Annotated in this window: 14 protein-coding genes; 6 read left to right on the forward strand and 8 right to left on the reverse strand. The window is 54.2% G+C overall.

The window, feature by feature from the left end:
- Window positions 1–44 precede the first annotated feature (44 nt).
- A complete protein-coding gene (locus tag C5Y44_RS00920) occupies window positions 45–437 on the forward strand; it encodes a (deoxy)nucleoside triphosphate pyrophosphohydrolase (protein ID WP_105323262.1) in 393 nt (130 codons plus the stop codon).
- A complete protein-coding gene (locus tag C5Y44_RS00925) occupies window positions 434–3,604 on the forward strand; it encodes a DUF3427 domain-containing protein (RefSeq protein WP_105323263.1) in 3,171 nt (1,056 codons plus the stop codon). Before C5Y44_RS00920 ends, C5Y44_RS00925 begins: the two co-directional genes overlap by 4 nt.
- 33 nt (window positions 3,605–3,637) lie before the next feature.
- Here C5Y44_RS00925 and C5Y44_RS00930 read toward each other — a convergent pair whose 3' ends face one another.
- Genes C5Y44_RS00930 through C5Y44_RS00965 form a run of 8 tightly spaced genes read right to left on the reverse strand, consistent with a single transcriptional unit; the run spans window position 3,638 to window position 9,596 of the window.
- Window positions 3,638–4,054, reverse strand: coding sequence for a riboflavin kinase (locus C5Y44_RS00930; protein ID WP_105323264.1), 417 nt, complete (start codon window positions 4,052–4,054; stop codon window positions 3,638–3,640).
- A gap of 42 nt (window positions 4,055–4,096) precedes the next feature.
- Window positions 4,097–5,140 carry an LLM class flavin-dependent oxidoreductase gene (locus tag C5Y44_RS00935; RefSeq protein ID WP_105323265.1) on the reverse strand — a complete coding sequence of 348 codons (1,044 nt, stop codon included), beginning with the start codon at window positions 5,138–5,140 and terminating at the stop codon, window positions 4,097–4,099.
- A 38-nt stretch (window positions 5,141–5,178) separates the two neighbouring features.
- On the reverse strand, window positions 5,179–5,406 hold the full coding sequence (locus C5Y44_RS00940; protein WP_105323266.1) for a tautomerase family protein: 228 nt from the start codon (window positions 5,404–5,406) through the stop codon (window positions 5,179–5,181).
- Between the two features lie 4 nt (window positions 5,407–5,410).
- Window positions 5,411–6,892, reverse strand: a complete 1,482-nt coding sequence (locus C5Y44_RS00945) for an aldehyde dehydrogenase (RefSeq protein ID WP_105323267.1) — start codon at window positions 6,890–6,892, stop codon at window positions 5,411–5,413.
- The gene (locus tag C5Y44_RS00950; RefSeq protein WP_105323268.1) at window positions 6,892–7,644 is read right to left on the reverse strand and encodes an alpha/beta fold hydrolase; all 753 of its coding nucleotides are present in this window, start codon (window positions 7,642–7,644) and stop codon (window positions 6,892–6,894) included. Before C5Y44_RS00950 ends, C5Y44_RS00945 begins: the two co-directional genes overlap by 1 nt.
- Window positions 7,645–7,648: 4 nt before the next feature.
- Window positions 7,649–8,200, reverse strand: coding sequence for an amino acid synthesis family protein (locus tag C5Y44_RS00955; RefSeq protein WP_105323269.1), 552 nt, complete (start codon window positions 8,198–8,200; stop codon window positions 7,649–7,651).
- Complete coding sequence (locus C5Y44_RS00960) at window positions 8,200–8,841, reverse strand: amino acid synthesis family protein (protein WP_105323270.1); 642 nt, start codon at window positions 8,839–8,841, stop codon at window positions 8,200–8,202. The genes C5Y44_RS00955 and C5Y44_RS00960 overlap by 1 nt, the downstream gene beginning before the upstream one ends.
- 50 nt (window positions 8,842–8,891) lie before the next feature.
- Window positions 8,892–9,596 (reverse strand): GntR family transcriptional regulator, encoded by a 705-nt coding sequence (locus tag C5Y44_RS00965; protein WP_105323271.1) that lies wholly within the window; start codon window positions 9,594–9,596, stop codon window positions 8,892–8,894.
- A 180-nt stretch (window positions 9,597–9,776) separates the two neighbouring features.
- Between C5Y44_RS00965 and C5Y44_RS00970 the strand changes: the two genes are divergently transcribed.
- The 4 genes from C5Y44_RS00970 to C5Y44_RS00985 all read left to right on the forward strand — a co-directional run bounded on the left by C5Y44_RS00970 (window position 9,777) and on the right by C5Y44_RS00985 (window position 14,682).
- Entirely contained in the window at window positions 9,777–10,730 is a 954-nt protein-coding gene (locus tag C5Y44_RS00970) for a flavin reductase (RefSeq protein ID WP_105323272.1), read from the forward strand.
- A gap of 189 nt (window positions 10,731–10,919) precedes the next feature.
- Window positions 10,920–12,809, forward strand: a complete 1,890-nt coding sequence (locus C5Y44_RS00975; RefSeq protein WP_233189801.1) for a BCCT family transporter — start codon at window positions 10,920–10,922, stop codon at window positions 12,807–12,809.
- 151 nt (window positions 12,810–12,960) lie between these two features.
- A complete protein-coding gene (locus C5Y44_RS00980) occupies window positions 12,961–13,728 on the forward strand; it encodes a GntR family transcriptional regulator (protein WP_105323274.1) in 768 nt (255 codons plus the stop codon).
- A 39-nt stretch (window positions 13,729–13,767) separates the two neighbouring features.
- Complete coding sequence (locus C5Y44_RS00985; protein WP_105323275.1) at window positions 13,768–14,682, forward strand: ornithine cyclodeaminase family protein; 915 nt, start codon at window positions 13,768–13,770, stop codon at window positions 14,680–14,682.
- Window positions 14,683–15,012: the final 330 nt, after the last annotated feature.

The raw sequence follows: 15,012 nt of genomic DNA on the forward strand, positions 1-15,012 counted from the left end.
GGGGTGGCGGGCGCCTACCCAGGTTTGTGGTCCATAATGTAAGAATGAGTTCTGTCATTCGCGTTGTGGCCGCCGTCTTTTGCCGTGACAACACAGTTCTTGCCTGCCGCAAAGCTCCCGGAAAATCTTTGGCCGGGTACTGGGAATTTCCCGGCGGCAAGATTGAGCCGGGTGAAAGCACTGAGCAAGCCCTTGCCCGCGAAATCGCCGAAGAGCTCTCCATCCGCGCGCACGTGGGTGAAAAGATCACCACCACAACGCATGTTTATGACTTTGCCACCATTGAACTGACTACTTTTTATTGCGAGATCCTCGACGGAACTCCACAGCTGGTTGACCATGATCAAACCCGGTGGGTGAGAAAAGAAGAAGCGTTGAAGTTGCAGTGGGCACCCGCCGATATCCCCGCGGTGAACATGGTGGTGGATCGGCTATGAGCACCAATCACGATGATTCCGTCTTGCCTTTCGGCGTCTATGAAACCCCCATTAACGCTCGGGTTCGCGAAAGATTGGAGCACACGAAGAGCGCGCACCCGACTGCTGGCATTCGGCTTATCGATGGACATGACGACACTCATGCCAACCGCTACCAAGTGGCTGTATCTCGGGGTATTTCCAAGGTTTTAGAACAGCGCTTGGCTGAGCTGCACAGCCCCGCAGAGCGTTTGGCACTGATCAATTCCATCACCAAGGTTTTGGGCAACGATGAGGTCATTGATTCTGAGGAGTTGCTCTATGCCATCTTCGATACCGAACTTGCCGCAGCGCCCGCCCTGCCCGAGGTTCCATTTCACTCCAGCACGCTATTTACCAATGCCGTTGGTGATACCAACCTGTCCACGGAATTGGCCCGCGAAATCAAGACCGCTGATTCGGTGGACCTGTTGTGCGCCTTTGTGAAAAATTCTGGCATCTCGGTCCTCAATGACCAGCTCGAATTTTTACGCGACCATGGAATTCCCCTGCGGGTGATTACTTCTACCTACTGCGGGGCGACCGAAGCAGCTGCTGTAAAAGCACTGGTTGAACGCTATGGAGCGAAGGTGCGTGTGAGCTACGAACACAAAAGCACACGGCTGCACGCCAAGGCGTGGCTGTTTCGCCGCAATTCTGGTTTCGATACTGCTTTTATCGGCAGCTCCAACCTCTCGCGCTCGGCCCTGATAGATGGTTGGGAATGGAATGTGCGCGGCTCGAGCCCTGCGACCCCGGAAATCATCGATAAGTTCATCAAGACCTTTGATTCCTACTGGCACGATAACCACTTCGTGGAATTTCAACCTGCCCGTGACTTGGCCCGTTTAGACAAAAGCCTTGCCGAGGCACGCAGCGTCGGTAACGGTGGCGTGCGAGAAAATGAACGTTTGGAATTATCCGGGCTGCGCGTGGAGCCTTATCCATATCAGCAGGAAATGCTCGAAGCATTAGAGGCCGAGCGCAATGTTAAAGACCGACACCGGAATCTGCTGGTCGCGGCCACTGGTACGGGCAAGACCGTGGTGGCAGCCCTGGATTACCGGAATTTCAGTGAGTCTTTGGGACGGCGCCCGCGGCTGCTCTTTATCGCGCACCAGGAAAGAATTTTGAAGCAAGCGCAAAGAACCTACCGCGAGGTTCTATCTGATCCTGGCTTCGGCGAGCTCTTTGTGGGCGGCCAGCGTCCACATGAGTGGGACTTTGTTTTCGCCAGCGTGCAATCACTCAAGCAATCAGTGCTAGATAAATTGCCGGCAAAGCACTTCGAGTTTGTCGTCATCGATGAGTTCCACCACGCCGAAGCTGCGACCTATCGGCGTTTATTAGATCATCTTGAGCCTCAAGAACTGCTCGGGTTAACCGCTACCCCGGAGCGTTCCGATGGCGAGAATGTGCAGAAGTTCTTCGATTACCGCGTAGCCCATGAGCTGCGCCTGTGGGATGCTTTGCACCTGCAGTTGCTTACGCCGATGCACTATTACGGCATCGCCGATGGCACGGACCTTAGCGGTCTAACGTGGAATCGTACGCAGAAGGCCTACGACACCGCGGAGCTAAGTGACCTTTATGTGCACGCCGGTGAAAAGCGCACCAAGTTTATTATCAACGAGATTCAAAAGCGCGTTTTAGATATCTCTCAGCTCAAAGCTCTAGGCTTTTGCGTTTCCATCGCGCATGCTGAGTACATGGCCGCGCAATTTAATACTTTCGGCCTGCCTGCCCGAGCTATCCACGGCGGTACTTCCCTGGCCCAACGCCAGCAAGCCATCGCGGATTTGCGCAGCGGGGTCATCAAGGCGATCTTCTCCGTCGACCTTTTCAACGAGGGCGTGGATATCCCTGAGCTCAATACCTTGTTGCTGCTGCGTCCTTCTCAATCACCGGTGCTATTTATCCAACAGCTCGGCCGTGGGTTGAGGCTTTCCCACGGCAAAGATGCCTGCGTGGTTTTAGATTTCATCGGCCAGCAAAATAACCAATTCGATTTCACCGAGCGCTACCAAGCACTCACCAAAAAGCGTGGTACTAACCTCATCCAGGAAATCGAAGCGGGCTTTAAATCCATGCCTGCAGGATCCAACATCAGCTTGGACCGCGTAACCCAAGAGCAGGTATTGAAGAATATCCGCAATGCCGCCAGCAGTTCTTTGAAGAAAATCAAAGCACTGGCAGCGGATATTAACACCACGGATCTCTCAGAGTTTCTCGCCGAGTCCGGTATCCCGATTTCTGACCTGTATAAAACCCGCAGCTCCAATCAATATTCGTGGACTCGGCTGGTGCGAGAGACAGAGAATATCGATGCCACAGACGCATTCCTTCCGGTTCCAGAACTCGACCGCGCAACGGAAGAGTTTCTGCTGAAGAGGTTGCGCACGATGTTGCACATCAATGACCGCACGCGGGCAGAAAATTACCTGCACGTATTGGATCCGGCAGGGCCTGACCCTGATTCATTCGATGAAGAACTGCGCTCCTATGCGCGGATGTTCGTGCTGTCTTTCTGGGCGAATCAGCCGCAAAATCTTCTTCCGGCAGGCTTCGCCGATGCCGTGAATCTCCTGCGCCGCTTCCCTGCCGTGCGCGAAGAACTACGCCAGATTATGGAATACGGCATTAGCGCTTCCCGCGTTATTCCGCAGGCTACTGGGGTAAGTATCTTGCAGTCTCATGCGGATTACTCCTTGGCGGAGCTCATCGGTGCTTTAGAAGATAAACCTTTGAAAGACATGATTTCGCTACCGCGCGAGGGCGTACGATACATCGAAAAGCTGCGCACTGACCTTTTCCTCGTGACCTTTAAAAAGCGAGCAGGCACAAGTGCTGCCACCGACTACCGCGACTATCCGATCTCGCCGGAGCTTTTGCATTGGGAATCCCAAAACCGCACCACGCTGGCAAGTCCGTCTGGTCAGCGCTACATCCACCACAAAGAACGCGGAAATAACATCGTCATGGCGACACGGTTTCATAGCGAGAATGAAGTGGGTACGGCTAATGCCTATACCTTCCTGGGCAAGATTGACTATGTCTCCCACAGAGGCGAAAAGCCCATCCAATTTGAATGGGCTTTGCACAGGTCTATGCCAAAGAAGGTCTTTGTTGAGGGACGGACTGTTGCTTAAAAAATATAAGAATTTTTTAAGTTAATCGTGGGACTAAAGGAAGTGGAGATCTACTGGCTTGATGGTTTGCCCGAGCAAGTCGCGGGTAGCGCGCACATCACCCCACATTGTCTCCACGAGGGAATCAATATCGTCAAATTTTTCCTGGCCACGGAGGTACTCATAGAGCTTGACATTCAATGTCTTGCCGTAAAGGTCGCCCGAGAAATCCAGTAGATATGCTTCCATCAGGAATTCGCCATCTGCATTGTAGAAGGTCGGGCGCCTTCCAATGGATACAGTGGTCAGCCAGTAATTATCTGCATCGAGCTCAGCGATTCCCGCCCAGACTCCGTCGAGTTCATGTTCATAAGCGCGCATGGACTCCGGGATGGAAATATTTGCAGTGGGAAAACCGAGCTCTCGTCCGCGCTTGTCACCGTGAACGACTTTTCCTTTGATGGTCAGCATCTTTTTACCTCCTCTGTGGATTTACCGTAACGCCAATTAGAACTAGCTAAAGCGTGGAACGACTTCCTTGATGAATAGCTCCAGGGAGCGCTTCTTTTCTTCGTGGCTCATGGAGTTGTCCGCCCAGAATGCGTACTCGTCGTAGCCCAAGTCTTGGTAGTGAGCGATACGCTCAGAGACCTCGTCCGGGGTGCCAATCATCGCAGACTTGTGCAGTGCCTCTGGCGCGAACTCAGGACGCTCCGCGAAACGCTCTTCTGGCTGTGGATCCAGGAAACCATTGACTGGGTCTTCCTTGCCGAATGCCCATGCAGAGAAGGTGCGGTAGAACTTGTTGATTGCTTCAGCCGCTGGCTTCCAGCCGTCTGGATCATCTTCCGAATGCACGTGAGTGTGCTTGAGAACCATGACCTCAGGACGCTTTTCAATCTCTGGGTTGGCTTCGAGCGCCGCATTGAACTTGTTCATCAAGTCTTCGACTTCTTCATCGCCCTTCATCAAAGGCGTGACCTGGATATTGCAGCCCTGGCCAACTGCCCATTCCATGGTCTCTGGGCTACGTGCAGCAACCCATACTGGCGGCGCGGTCTGTACTGGCTTTGGCACAGAGGTAGAAACTGGGAACTTCCAAATATCACCGTCGTGGGTGTAGTCGCCAGCCCACAGCTTCTGCATCGCGGGGATAAGTTCACGCAGGTACTTGCCGCCCTCGGCAGCTGGAGCGCCATCGAGCAAGCGGTTGAACTCGAACTGGTATGCACCGCGTGCAACGCCAACTTCGGCGCGGCCACCACTGAGCGCGTCCAGCAAAGCAGTCTCACCAGCAGCGCGGATGGGGTTCCAGAATGGAGCAATAATCGTTCCCGCACCCAGGCGAATCTTGGAGGTTACTGCCGCCAGGTAGGACAACTGCGCGATGGGGTTCGGCGAGGAGGTGTACTCCATCGAGTGGTGCTCACCAATCCACACGGTTCCAAAGCCGCCGGCTTCAGCAATCTGCACCAGCTCAACCAAATTCTTCCAGTGCTCTTCATGGCTCAGTGAGTCATCCCAGCGTTCCATGTGGATAAAGAGTGAAAATCGCATTATAAAACTCCTCTACTTTCTTAGCTGTTATTGCTGGTTTATTTGCTGCTGGCAGTCTCGGCGGTGTTGCTAAGGCCTGCTCGCGATTCCTTGATGGTGAGATTGCCGCGGCTGTAGTGCTCGTGTTCAATTTCTGAAACCACAATCACGACGTTTTCGTCGACCGCATCGACGGTGTCTACGGCTGCTTTGTGAACGGCATCAATCAGATTTCTAATCTGTTGCGGTGTTCGCCCTTTGGCAATGGAGATGGCAATCGACGGCATGTCCCTAGCTCCTCAAGATGAATGGATCAGCTACTGGGTCTTCGTTGGTGTTGATCCACACGCTCTTAAGGCGGGTGTATTCATTGATGGATTCCAGACCGTGCTCAATGCCTACACCGGAGTTCTTGAAGCCTTGACGTGGGGACATCGGTGACATCGCGCGGTAGGTGTTGAGCCAGATGGTGCCGGCGTCCAACTTTTGCGACATGCGCATTGCACGCTGCAGGTTGGAGGTCCACACACCAGCTGCCAGGCCATACTCGGTGTCATTGGCCAAACGCAGAACTTCTTCTTCGGTTTCGAAAGGCATGATTGCTGCGACGGGTCCAAAGATTTCTTCCTGGCACACGCGCATGTCATTGGTGGTTTCAGTCAGCACGGTGGGCTCGAAGAAATAGCCTGGCAGTCCAACATCAGGGCGCTTGCCGCCGTAGCGAAGGGTCGCGCCTTCATCGACACCGATGCCGACATAGGATTCGACCTTTTCCAGCTGGGACTTAAATGCCAGTGGGCCAAGCTCAGTCTTATCTTCGAGCGGGTCACCGATGATGATGGTGGAGGCGCGCTCAGTAACGCGTTCTACCAGCTCATCGTAGACGCTGCGGTGTGCGAAGACGCGGCTGCCGGCGATGCAGGTCTGGCCTGCGGCGGCGAAGATACCAGCGATGACACCGACTGCGGCATTGGCGACGTTGGCGTCTTCGAAGACGATATTCGGGCTCTTGCCACCGAGCTCGAGGGTGGAGCCGATGAAGCGGGAGGCCGTTTGTGCGGCAATCGATGAGCCGGTTGCGGTGGAGCCGGTAAAGGAAATCTTCGCGAGCTTGTGGTTGCTGACCAATGCAGCACCTGCTTCCCCGCCAAGGCCCGTGACCACGTTGACGACTCCGGCTGGGAAACCAGCCTCGTAGGCGAGTTCAGCAAGTCGCACGATGGTCCGGGAGGTGTACTCACTTGGCTTGATAACCAGGGTGTTTCCGGCTGCGAGCGCCGGCGCCAGCTTGGAGATGGTCAAGGTCAGCGGTGAGTTCCACGGCGTAATCGCACCAACGACACCGAGTGGTTCGCGCTGGGTGAAGTTGATGATATCCAAGGAGTTCGCTGGAATCTGCGAACCCTGAATCTTGTCGGCCAGGCCGCCGTAGTAGTACAGGTACTCCGGAACACCCTTGAGCTGGCCTTTCATCTCGCGCAGCAGCTTGCCATTGTCCAAGCTCTCTAGGCGTGCGAGTTCTTCGGCGTTCTCGCCGATGACATCGCCAAGCTTGCGCAAAAGATGTCCACGCTGCGTCTGGGTGAGACCCGCCCACGCAGGGTTCCGGAAGGCATCGTCAGCAGCATTGACTGCGCGCTCTACGTCCTTTTCGCTACCGCGCGCGAATTCATAGAGCACATCCAGCGTCGCAGGGTTAGTACTTTCCAGGTAGTCATTCTCACTGGGAGCTACGGACTCTCCGTTGATGAAATGATTAATACGGGTAGTCATTACGCTATCCTTTCTGCTTGCTGAACGTGGTTGTTAAGTTGTTGAGCCAGGACGTCCGGGTGGGTTACTGGCATCATGTGGCGTGCTTCGGGAACGATTTCCACCTGAGTATTCGGGATGTGCTTCGCAATCCGATAGCTCATATCGGGAGTCGAACCCGGGTCATTTTCGCCCGTGATAGCCAGGGTTGGGGCGGTGATGGTTGCTAGATTCGCGACCAATTCCCTATCGCCGGTGGCGAATACTTCATAGGCGTATAAGTAGGAAGAGACGTCGTTGGACATTAGGACCTTGTCAGTTTCCTCGCGCAGCGCGCGGTTTTGAGGGGTATCTTCTGGGAACCAGCGCTCTAGTGCGATGCTCATGCTGTTGGCGAAGTCATCGCGCGCAGCTTGAAGACGGGTTGCTACTTGTGCGGATTCTTCCGGAGTGCGATCACATACTGCGTTCACACAGGTTAAAGATGTGATCTTCTCCGGGAAACGAATAGCGATATTGGAGGCGATTAAAGCTCCGAGCGAGAACCCAACCAGGTGGACTGGGCTCTCGGGAAGCCGTGCCACAACATCATCACCCAACTCGGATAAAGTTGCGGTGCTTGTCAGCGGTGGCTGTTGGCCGTGGCCTGGAAGATCAAGCGCTACTGAATCAAAATCCAGTAATTCTTGAACTGGCTTCCACACACTCTTATCAAGCCCTACCCCGTGGAGGAGAACAATAGTTGGCTTGGCTGATGATGCTGCGGCGTTCATGGCATTACTGCTCGGTGCTCAGTACTGCCAGGCGCTCCTGTGGGCGACCGCCGGAAGAGCCAGCAAGTGCAATCAGAATTTCATCGGCGTGTGGTGCATCTGCAACACGGCACTCGAAGGTCTGGTGGTGGGAGCGAATGGTGGCATCGGTGAAGTGCTTCAGCGGAATATCGAAGACGATACCTGCGGTACCGCGCTTTTCTACTGCTGGCAGCAAGGTGGTGGCGTTTGCTGCATCGCGGAAGTGGTTGCCGAACTTCAACGTGTGAATCAGAGCAGAACCGTGCTCGATTTCGCCGTCGAGGCCAACGATAGCTGCCTTGCCGTATGCTTCCAGCTTGCCTCCGAGCAATTTAACCACGCGTGGGGCGAGAACTGCGCCGACATCCGATGCGACTTCGTCAATACCTGGGTTAAGGTCTTCTACGAAACCCTGGCCGTGCCATGGGTTTTTGATGACAGCAGCAACCACAGCGATGTTGATTACTGGGTCAACTTCCTTACCGCCTTCGGTGAGAATCTCTTCAGTGATTGTGGTGATCTTACGGATTTCCATTAGATGAGTCCTTTCAAAATTTCGGTAGTGACATTGCCATCAGTACGACGGTCACCAATGCGAGGGAATGGTCGAGTACCTGTAGAAGCTGCAGCGATGACACAAATTTCATCGGCATGCGGCGCATCCGCCAGGTGCACGTCCATGGTTTGATAGTGATCGCGCGATGTTGCATGAGTCTTATGCCAGATAGGAACACGGATACTCTGCGAAGGAATACCGCGGCCGTCTGCAAAGCACAGCACGGAAGTTCCTTCCAGCAACTCGCGAACAATATTTCCGAAGTATGGGGTGTGGATGAGCGCACCTGCGTGCTCAACCTCGCCATTGGTTCCCACCAGGCCGGCTTTGCCGAAAGCTTCGATGTTGTCGGCGCCGCCGAGGGCATCGATAAGCTTGTCTGCTAAAACCTTGGCGAGTACTGGGGCCAGCTTTTCTACTTCTTCGGAAAGGTCACTATCAACGCCCTTCCCCACCCAGGGGTTCGGCAAGACAGCAATGGCAGCTGCTTGCTGGATTGGCTGGTCGAGTGAAACTCCAGCTTCCTGTCTAATTTCATCTCGAACCAGAGAAATCTTTCGTACTCCCAGCTTCTGAGCCAAGAGTACAAACTCTTGCTGGGTTGCAATCGTGGTGGTCATGATTCCGGCCTTTCTTATAAGTGCACAGTGCTTATTTCTTTTGTCTCGCATTAGTGAAGGTAAAAAGGTTCTGACGTTGTCTGTTTCACTTCCTCGGGAACCATTGCGAGCTGGCTAGAGGTATACACGTGGCTGCGCATTGCGAACTCCGCGGCCATGGCATCCTTTTCTCGAATGGCTTCCAGCACCTGGTGGTGCTCCGAGTTGGAAGCTAACAAACGGCTGGGCTTAGTCACTGTTTTCAGCACCAGCTGGTGGTATACAAGCTGATGCATCATCCACTCGTATTGCTCATACAACTTCTTATTGTCAGCGCCGCGGACCAGCGTCCAGTGGAATTCGTGAACGAGCTCTGCATAACGCTTGGAGTTATTCTGCTCAACTGCCAGCTCCGACTCCTCGCAGTTGCGCTGCAAGATTTCAAGCTCCGGCACCGGCCCGCGACGAGCTAAAAGCCCTGCCGCAAGTCCTTCTAAAACCTCTTTGAGCTGGAAAAGCTCAGCGATTTCGCGACGAGTTGGCTTGTGTACAAAGGTTCCAACCCGCGGCTGAATTTCCACTAAGCCTTGTCGTTCGAGCTGCTTCAAGACTTCCCGAATTGGCGTGCGACTGACTCCGAAGTCATCTGCCAGCCCGGCCTCGGGGACCAGGCTGCCAGGTTCAAACTCACCGCTGAGGATACGAGCGCGCACCTTCTCAAAGAGAGTTGGCTCATCCTGGGGGTCCCTATTGCCTTGAATCACAGTTTGTTGCATACCTGAAAGCTACATCTTCACACCGTCCAAGTCAACAGCTTTTCCAAATTGGCAGGTAAAAGCCATTTTCAAAATCGTTGTTGACGTTCAATGTGACGCGCGCTATGGTTTTGTTGCATACAACAGATGTACACATCACATTGTGAACATAAGTGTTAACTGGCCTACAGGAGGGCATGTATGCATTCGCCAATCAAGGACAAAATCGTCGCGGCCTGGTCTAAGGCATGGGATGAAGGTGACGTCGACGCTTTCGACGACATCATCACCGATTCCTACACCCGTAAAGGCACCCAGTCGCAGAAAGTTTCAGACATTGACCGTGTGAAACAAGAGATTTTGGACATTCGAACCGCACTTCCGGATCTGACGACCACCATCGATCAGATTCTGATTGAAGAAGACCGCGGTGCCATCTACTGGCATTCCACCGGCACTTTCACTGAGTCTTTCAGTGGTGTCCCACCAACCGGCGCTGAAGTAACCACCTACGGTTCCAACCTGATTACGTTCGTGGATGGCAAGATCGACCACGAGCGCGTCACGTGGGACGCACACGCTTTGCTGTCGGATATGGGTCTGAAGTCGCTGCGTGCAGCTTTCGATGACTTTGATGTCGAATCCGTCAACGAAGACTTCTCCGGTGAACCATCCCGGGAGGCACTCAAGGCGTTTAACCGTCAGTTCATCACCGGCGTGACCGTGGTGACCACGCGCGATGAAGAAAATGCTCCGCGTGGACTGGCCGTAAACTCCTACAACTCGGTGTCTTTGGACCCACCATTGGTTCTGGTTTGCGTGCAGAAGACCTCGTCGACTTACCCTTCGCTGTTCCGCTCCAAGTACATGGGCATCAACATCATGAGCCGCGATCAGCGCGATACCCTGGGCGTCTTTGCTTCCCGCGATAAAGATAAGTTCTCACAGGTTGAGTGGCACGAAGGTGATTACGGTTCACCGATGATCACGAATTCGGCAGCGTCTATCGAAGTAGAAATCAAGGAACGCTTCCAGGCGCTTACCCACACCGTATTCATCGGACGTGTGCTCTCTGCTGAAGCAAGTGAATCCGAGCCATTGATTTACAAGGCTGGCAAGTTCTACGACAGCCTCAACCTCGACCCAATGGACTAAATCCCGGGGGCTTCTCCTTCCTCTATTGCCACCCCACGAGGGCATCGACGTGGGCACGGCTCGCCAATGCAGCGACAAAGAGCATTAGATGCAATCGACCTACTGAATACATAAGGAGTTTCAGTGTCTACCACCATAAATAACCCCGCCGAACAAGCCGATCCCGAAAAAGGAAGGCCTGTTCATACCGTGCGGCAGCGTGGCCGCAGGTCAGCAGTCGGACTCTACCCGCATGATCTGCACCCCGGATTAGTACCTGGGCTGAGCGTTGAGGATCAAAAGAACTCTTTTGCCATCGACAAGCTAGTTTTCACTGCTACTGCGATCGCTATTGTCTCTTTCATCATCTGGGGTGTCTCCAACCCTGAATCGGTGGCAACTGTTTCCGCATCAGCTTATGCATGGTCAATGGACAATGTTGCGTGGCTGCTCAACCTTGTCATGAGTCTTGGTCTTTTCGTCATGCTCTTCTTGGCGTTTTCCCGCTTCGGTGCCATTCCACTGGGCAAAGACGATGAGAAACCTGAGTTTTCCCGTTTTTCCTGGGTAGCCATGATGTTCGGCGCTGGTATCGGTGTTGGTATCTTCTTCTTCGGCCCCTCCGAGCCACTGGCCTACTTCCTGTCTCCTCCTCCTCACACTGCTGATCCAGCTACTCCAGCGGCACTGCACCAAGCAATGGCCCAGTCGCACTTCCACTGGGGCCTCGCAATCTGGGGACTATATGCACTCGTCGGCGGCGCTCTTGCGTACTCGACCTACCGCCGCGGACGACCTTCGCTGCTGAGCTCGACTTTCCGCTCCCTGCTGGGCTCGAAGCCACACGAGGGCATCGTGGGACGAATCATCGACATGATGGCTATTATTGCCACCCTCTTTGGTACTGCGGCAACGCTGGGACTTTCTGCAACGCAGATCTCCCAGGGTGTGCAAATTATCTCCGGCGCCAGCGAAATCGCCAACAACGTCGTCATCATGATCATCGGAGTTTTGGGGGTCTGCTTCATCATCAGCGCAGTCTCCGGCGTTGCCCGCGGTATCCGCTACCTTTCCAATATCAATATCACGGTGACCTTGTGCCTGATTGGATTCGTCTTCATCTTCGGCCCGAGCCTCTTCCTGCTCAACCTGATTCCTTCGGGCATCGCTACCTACATTGACCAGTACCTGCCAATGATGGGCAAGTCCTTGTCCTGGGGCCAGGAGACCATCGATTTCCAGGGCAGCTGGACTGCGTTCTACTGGGCATGGTGGATTGCATGGACGCCATTCGTGGGCATGTTCATCGCACGTATTTCGCGAGGCCGTACCCTTCGTGAATTCGCGTTAATCACTATCGCTGCACCAACTTTCATCCTGATTTTGGCTTTCACCATCTTCGGTGGTGCTGCCGTCAACTTCCACCTGGGCGGCTTGCCGCTTTTCGATGGCACAGCTGGCAATGAGCAAGTATTGTTCGCGCTTTTCGATCAACTCCCACTCAACGCCATTACTCCATTCATCCTGATCGTCGTGTTGGCAATTTTCTTCATCACCTCCGCGGACTCCGCATCCGTCGTGATGGGAACAATGTCCTCCAAGGGCAACCCTGAGCCAAATAAGTTGGTCGTTGTCTTCTGGGGTCTGTGCATGATGGGCATTGCCATCGTCATGCTGTTGGCCGGTGGCGTGACCACCTTGACCGCATTGCAGAACCTGACAATCCTTATCGCACTGCCATTCTCTGTTGTTCTGATATTCATGACCGTCGGCTTCATCAGGGATTTAATGACTGACCCAGCAGCGATTCGCCGCAAGTATGCAGCCGCGGCAGTCCAAAACGCGGTAGTTCGAGGCCTCGAAGAACATGGCGATGACTTTGAGCTATCAGTATGTACCGCTCCTGACGGACGCGGAGCCGGCGCCAATTTCGATTCCAGCTCTGAAAAGCTCACCGAGTGGTACCAGCGCACCGATGAAGACGGCAATGAAATCGAGTTCGATCATGAAACCGGAAGGTGGAGTGACCAAGAGGAACCAGAAAGCCCGGAGTCTTCAAACACCTCAGAGCCAAATCCCGAGGCTAAAGACTCCGTATAAATAGCGAGTAGTCAAAGTCCCTGTCCCCGTCCACATTCTGTGCGATGAGGGGCAGGGACTTCTGCTGTCTACAGCAGCAATGGGATAGCATCGAAAAGCACAGCGAACCAGTGGTTTTAAACCTCAACCATGTCACCAAGGAGCTTGTCTAGTGAGCCGACAACAGCAATACCAAATAGTTGCCGCGCATCTGCGCAAGCAGATCGAAAACGGTTCCCTCCCGCCCGGCGCAGCTATTCCTTCGGAGGCCGAGCTGTGCCAGCAATTTGATTGCGCGCGCGGCACCATTCGGCAAGCTATCACTGCACTGCGCAATGAAGGCCTGGTTTCTTCTGGGCAAGGCCGCCGCACGCGCGTATTAGATACTGTTCCCACTCAATCTTTTGATGGCGTGTTGTCTTTTTCGCAATGGTGCCGCGCTTTGGGCATTGAGCCTGGGCAACAAACTCAATATGTCATGCGACGCCTCGCAGATGCAGAGTTGGCAGCGCTATTAGAAATTCCCGAGGGCACTCCGATTGTCTCCGTCTACCGTCTGCGGCTGATGGACGGGAAGAAGGTCATGGTGCAGCGCCTTAACTATCCACTGGAGGTGGGTAAACATATCTTGGCGTTTGATCCTGACTCCGGCTCAATCTATCAGCAGCTTGTAGATTCCGGCGTGGATATCAATTACGCCACTCGCACCGTTGATGCCATTGCGGCGGAACAAGACAATGCCAAGTTACTCGACATCGAGCCAGGCACGCCGCTGCTGCGGGTGCGACGTCGCTCTTATACCCTCGACGGCACACCGATTGAAGCCTCCGATGAGCGCTATCTCGGCACGGTCGCACATTTCACCACTACTGCGACCCGCGGCAATCCGGCTCCGGCAACGCTGCTTCCTAATCCGCCCACGGCTGTGCACAGTGTCTAATACAGTGGATTTAAACATCCAACAACGGAAGGCACCGCGATGACGCTGACTCATATTGACGCCCAGCAGGTTGAAAAGACGCTAAGCCCCAAGCAGGCAGTTCAGGCACTGCGCGACTATCTCCAGCAAGGCTTCGACCCCGCGACCGATTTGGAACGCAGCCGAACAGAAATCACCAATGGTGACTTTTTATTGATGCCTTCTAATTCGCCGACAGGCTTTGGCATCAAGCTTATTTCCATCCCCGGCAAGACAGCAGACCCAAGCATTCCTAGTGTCAACGGCATTTATGTACTTTTCGATGGCCATACACTGCAACCCACCGCCACCATCGACGGCGTTGCGCTGACTAACCTGCGCACACCAGCTGTATCGCTCGCGGGAGTATCTCATTTGCTCACCAACTCGTCTCAGCCGCTCAACACGGTCATTGTCGGTGTTGGAGCCCAGGGACGCGCCCACGCTAAAACCGTGGAGTCGGTATGCGACGGTATCCGCGAAACCAATATCACCTTCATCAGCCGCACCCAGCCCGCTGACCTAGACAATTGGCTTGCGGGCGGCAGCGATGATGCCCGCAAGGCTATCCGCGAAGCCGAGCTGATTATCACCACGACCACCTCCCCGCAGCCAGTAATCGAGGACGCAGACGTGCGGGATGATGCCGTAGTCGTCGCCGTAGGCTCACACTCCCCCGATGCCCGTGAGCTACCAGGGACGCTTCTCGCGCGTGCGCAGGTCATTATGGAAGAAGAAGCCGCTGCCTTTCGCGAAGCCGGCGATATCATCCAAGCCGTTGATGAGGGCAACCTCGATAAGGAATCGCTCGTGAGCTTCGCTGAGGTTGTCCGTGGTGAGGTCGAGCTTCACCGCAATGCGCCAGTAGTTTTCAAATTCACCGGTATGCCGTGGGAAGACTTGGTACTCGCCGAGGCCATCTCCGCCCAACTCTAATTCGTTTTCCGCCGGGGAGCAGCCAAATAAAAGGCCACTCCCCGACTCGCAACACCCAAATACTTTGTTAGATCATTCGGATATTTGAACTTCAATCGACCTGACAATGTCACCTAACAAATAGGGCAAAGCCCTTCAAATTGCTACCCCCATTACCCCCATTGAACACCTCAGAATTGTGAGAGTTTACACCCCTCCGCGTCGACCCTACACCAAATGACAGCAGCATATTTTTCGCAATGCGCAGGCCACAACGCCAGGACACTTCAAGACGCAAGCAATTTCAAAACCCGGGCCCTCAGGAAGATTTCCACACCCACATTCAGTCCA

The sequence above is a fragment of the Corynebacterium sp. J010B-136 genome (assembly GCF_002967075.1).
In the GTDB taxonomy this organism is placed as follows: Bacteria; Actinomycetota; Actinomycetes; order Mycobacteriales; family Mycobacteriaceae; genus Corynebacterium.

Coding starts and splice junctions, on each gene's coding strand:
- C5Y44_RS00960 (WP_105323270.1), bottom strand. CDS start 8,841: ATGACCACCACGATTGCAACCCAGCAAGAGTTTGTACTCTTGGCTCAG.
- C5Y44_RS00985 (WP_105323275.1), top strand. CDS start 13,768: ATGACGCTGACTCATATTGACGCCCAGCAGGTTGAAAAGACGCTAAGC.
- C5Y44_RS00935 (WP_105323265.1), bottom strand. CDS start 5,140: ATGCGATTTTCACTCTTTATCCACATGGAACGCTGGGATGACTCACTG.
- C5Y44_RS00920 (WP_105323262.1), top strand. CDS start 45: ATGAGTTCTGTCATTCGCGTTGTGGCCGCCGTCTTTTGCCGTGACAAC.
- C5Y44_RS00945 (WP_105323267.1), bottom strand. CDS start 6,892: ATGACTACCCGTATTAATCATTTCATCAACGGAGAGTCCGTAGCTCCC.
- C5Y44_RS00955 (WP_105323269.1), bottom strand. CDS start 8,200: ATGGAAATCCGTAAGATCACCACAATCACTGAAGAGATTCTCACCGAA.
- C5Y44_RS00925 (WP_105323263.1), top strand. CDS start 434: ATGAGCACCAATCACGATGATTCCGTCTTGCCTTTCGGCGTCTATGAA.
- C5Y44_RS00965 (WP_105323271.1), bottom strand. CDS start 9,596: ATGCAACAAACTGTGATTCAAGGCAATAGGGACCCCCAGGATGAGCCA.
- C5Y44_RS00970 (WP_105323272.1), top strand. CDS start 9,777: ATGCATTCGCCAATCAAGGACAAAATCGTCGCGGCCTGGTCTAAGGCA.
- C5Y44_RS00950 (WP_105323268.1), bottom strand. CDS start 7,644: ATGAACGCCGCAGCATCATCAGCCAAGCCAACTATTGTTCTCCTCCAC.
- C5Y44_RS00940 (WP_105323266.1), bottom strand. CDS start 5,406: ATGCCGTCGATTGCCATCTCCATTGCCAAAGGGCGAACACCGCAACAG.
- C5Y44_RS00930 (WP_105323264.1), bottom strand. CDS start 4,054: ATGCTGACCATCAAAGGAAAAGTCGTTCACGGTGACAAGCGCGGACGA.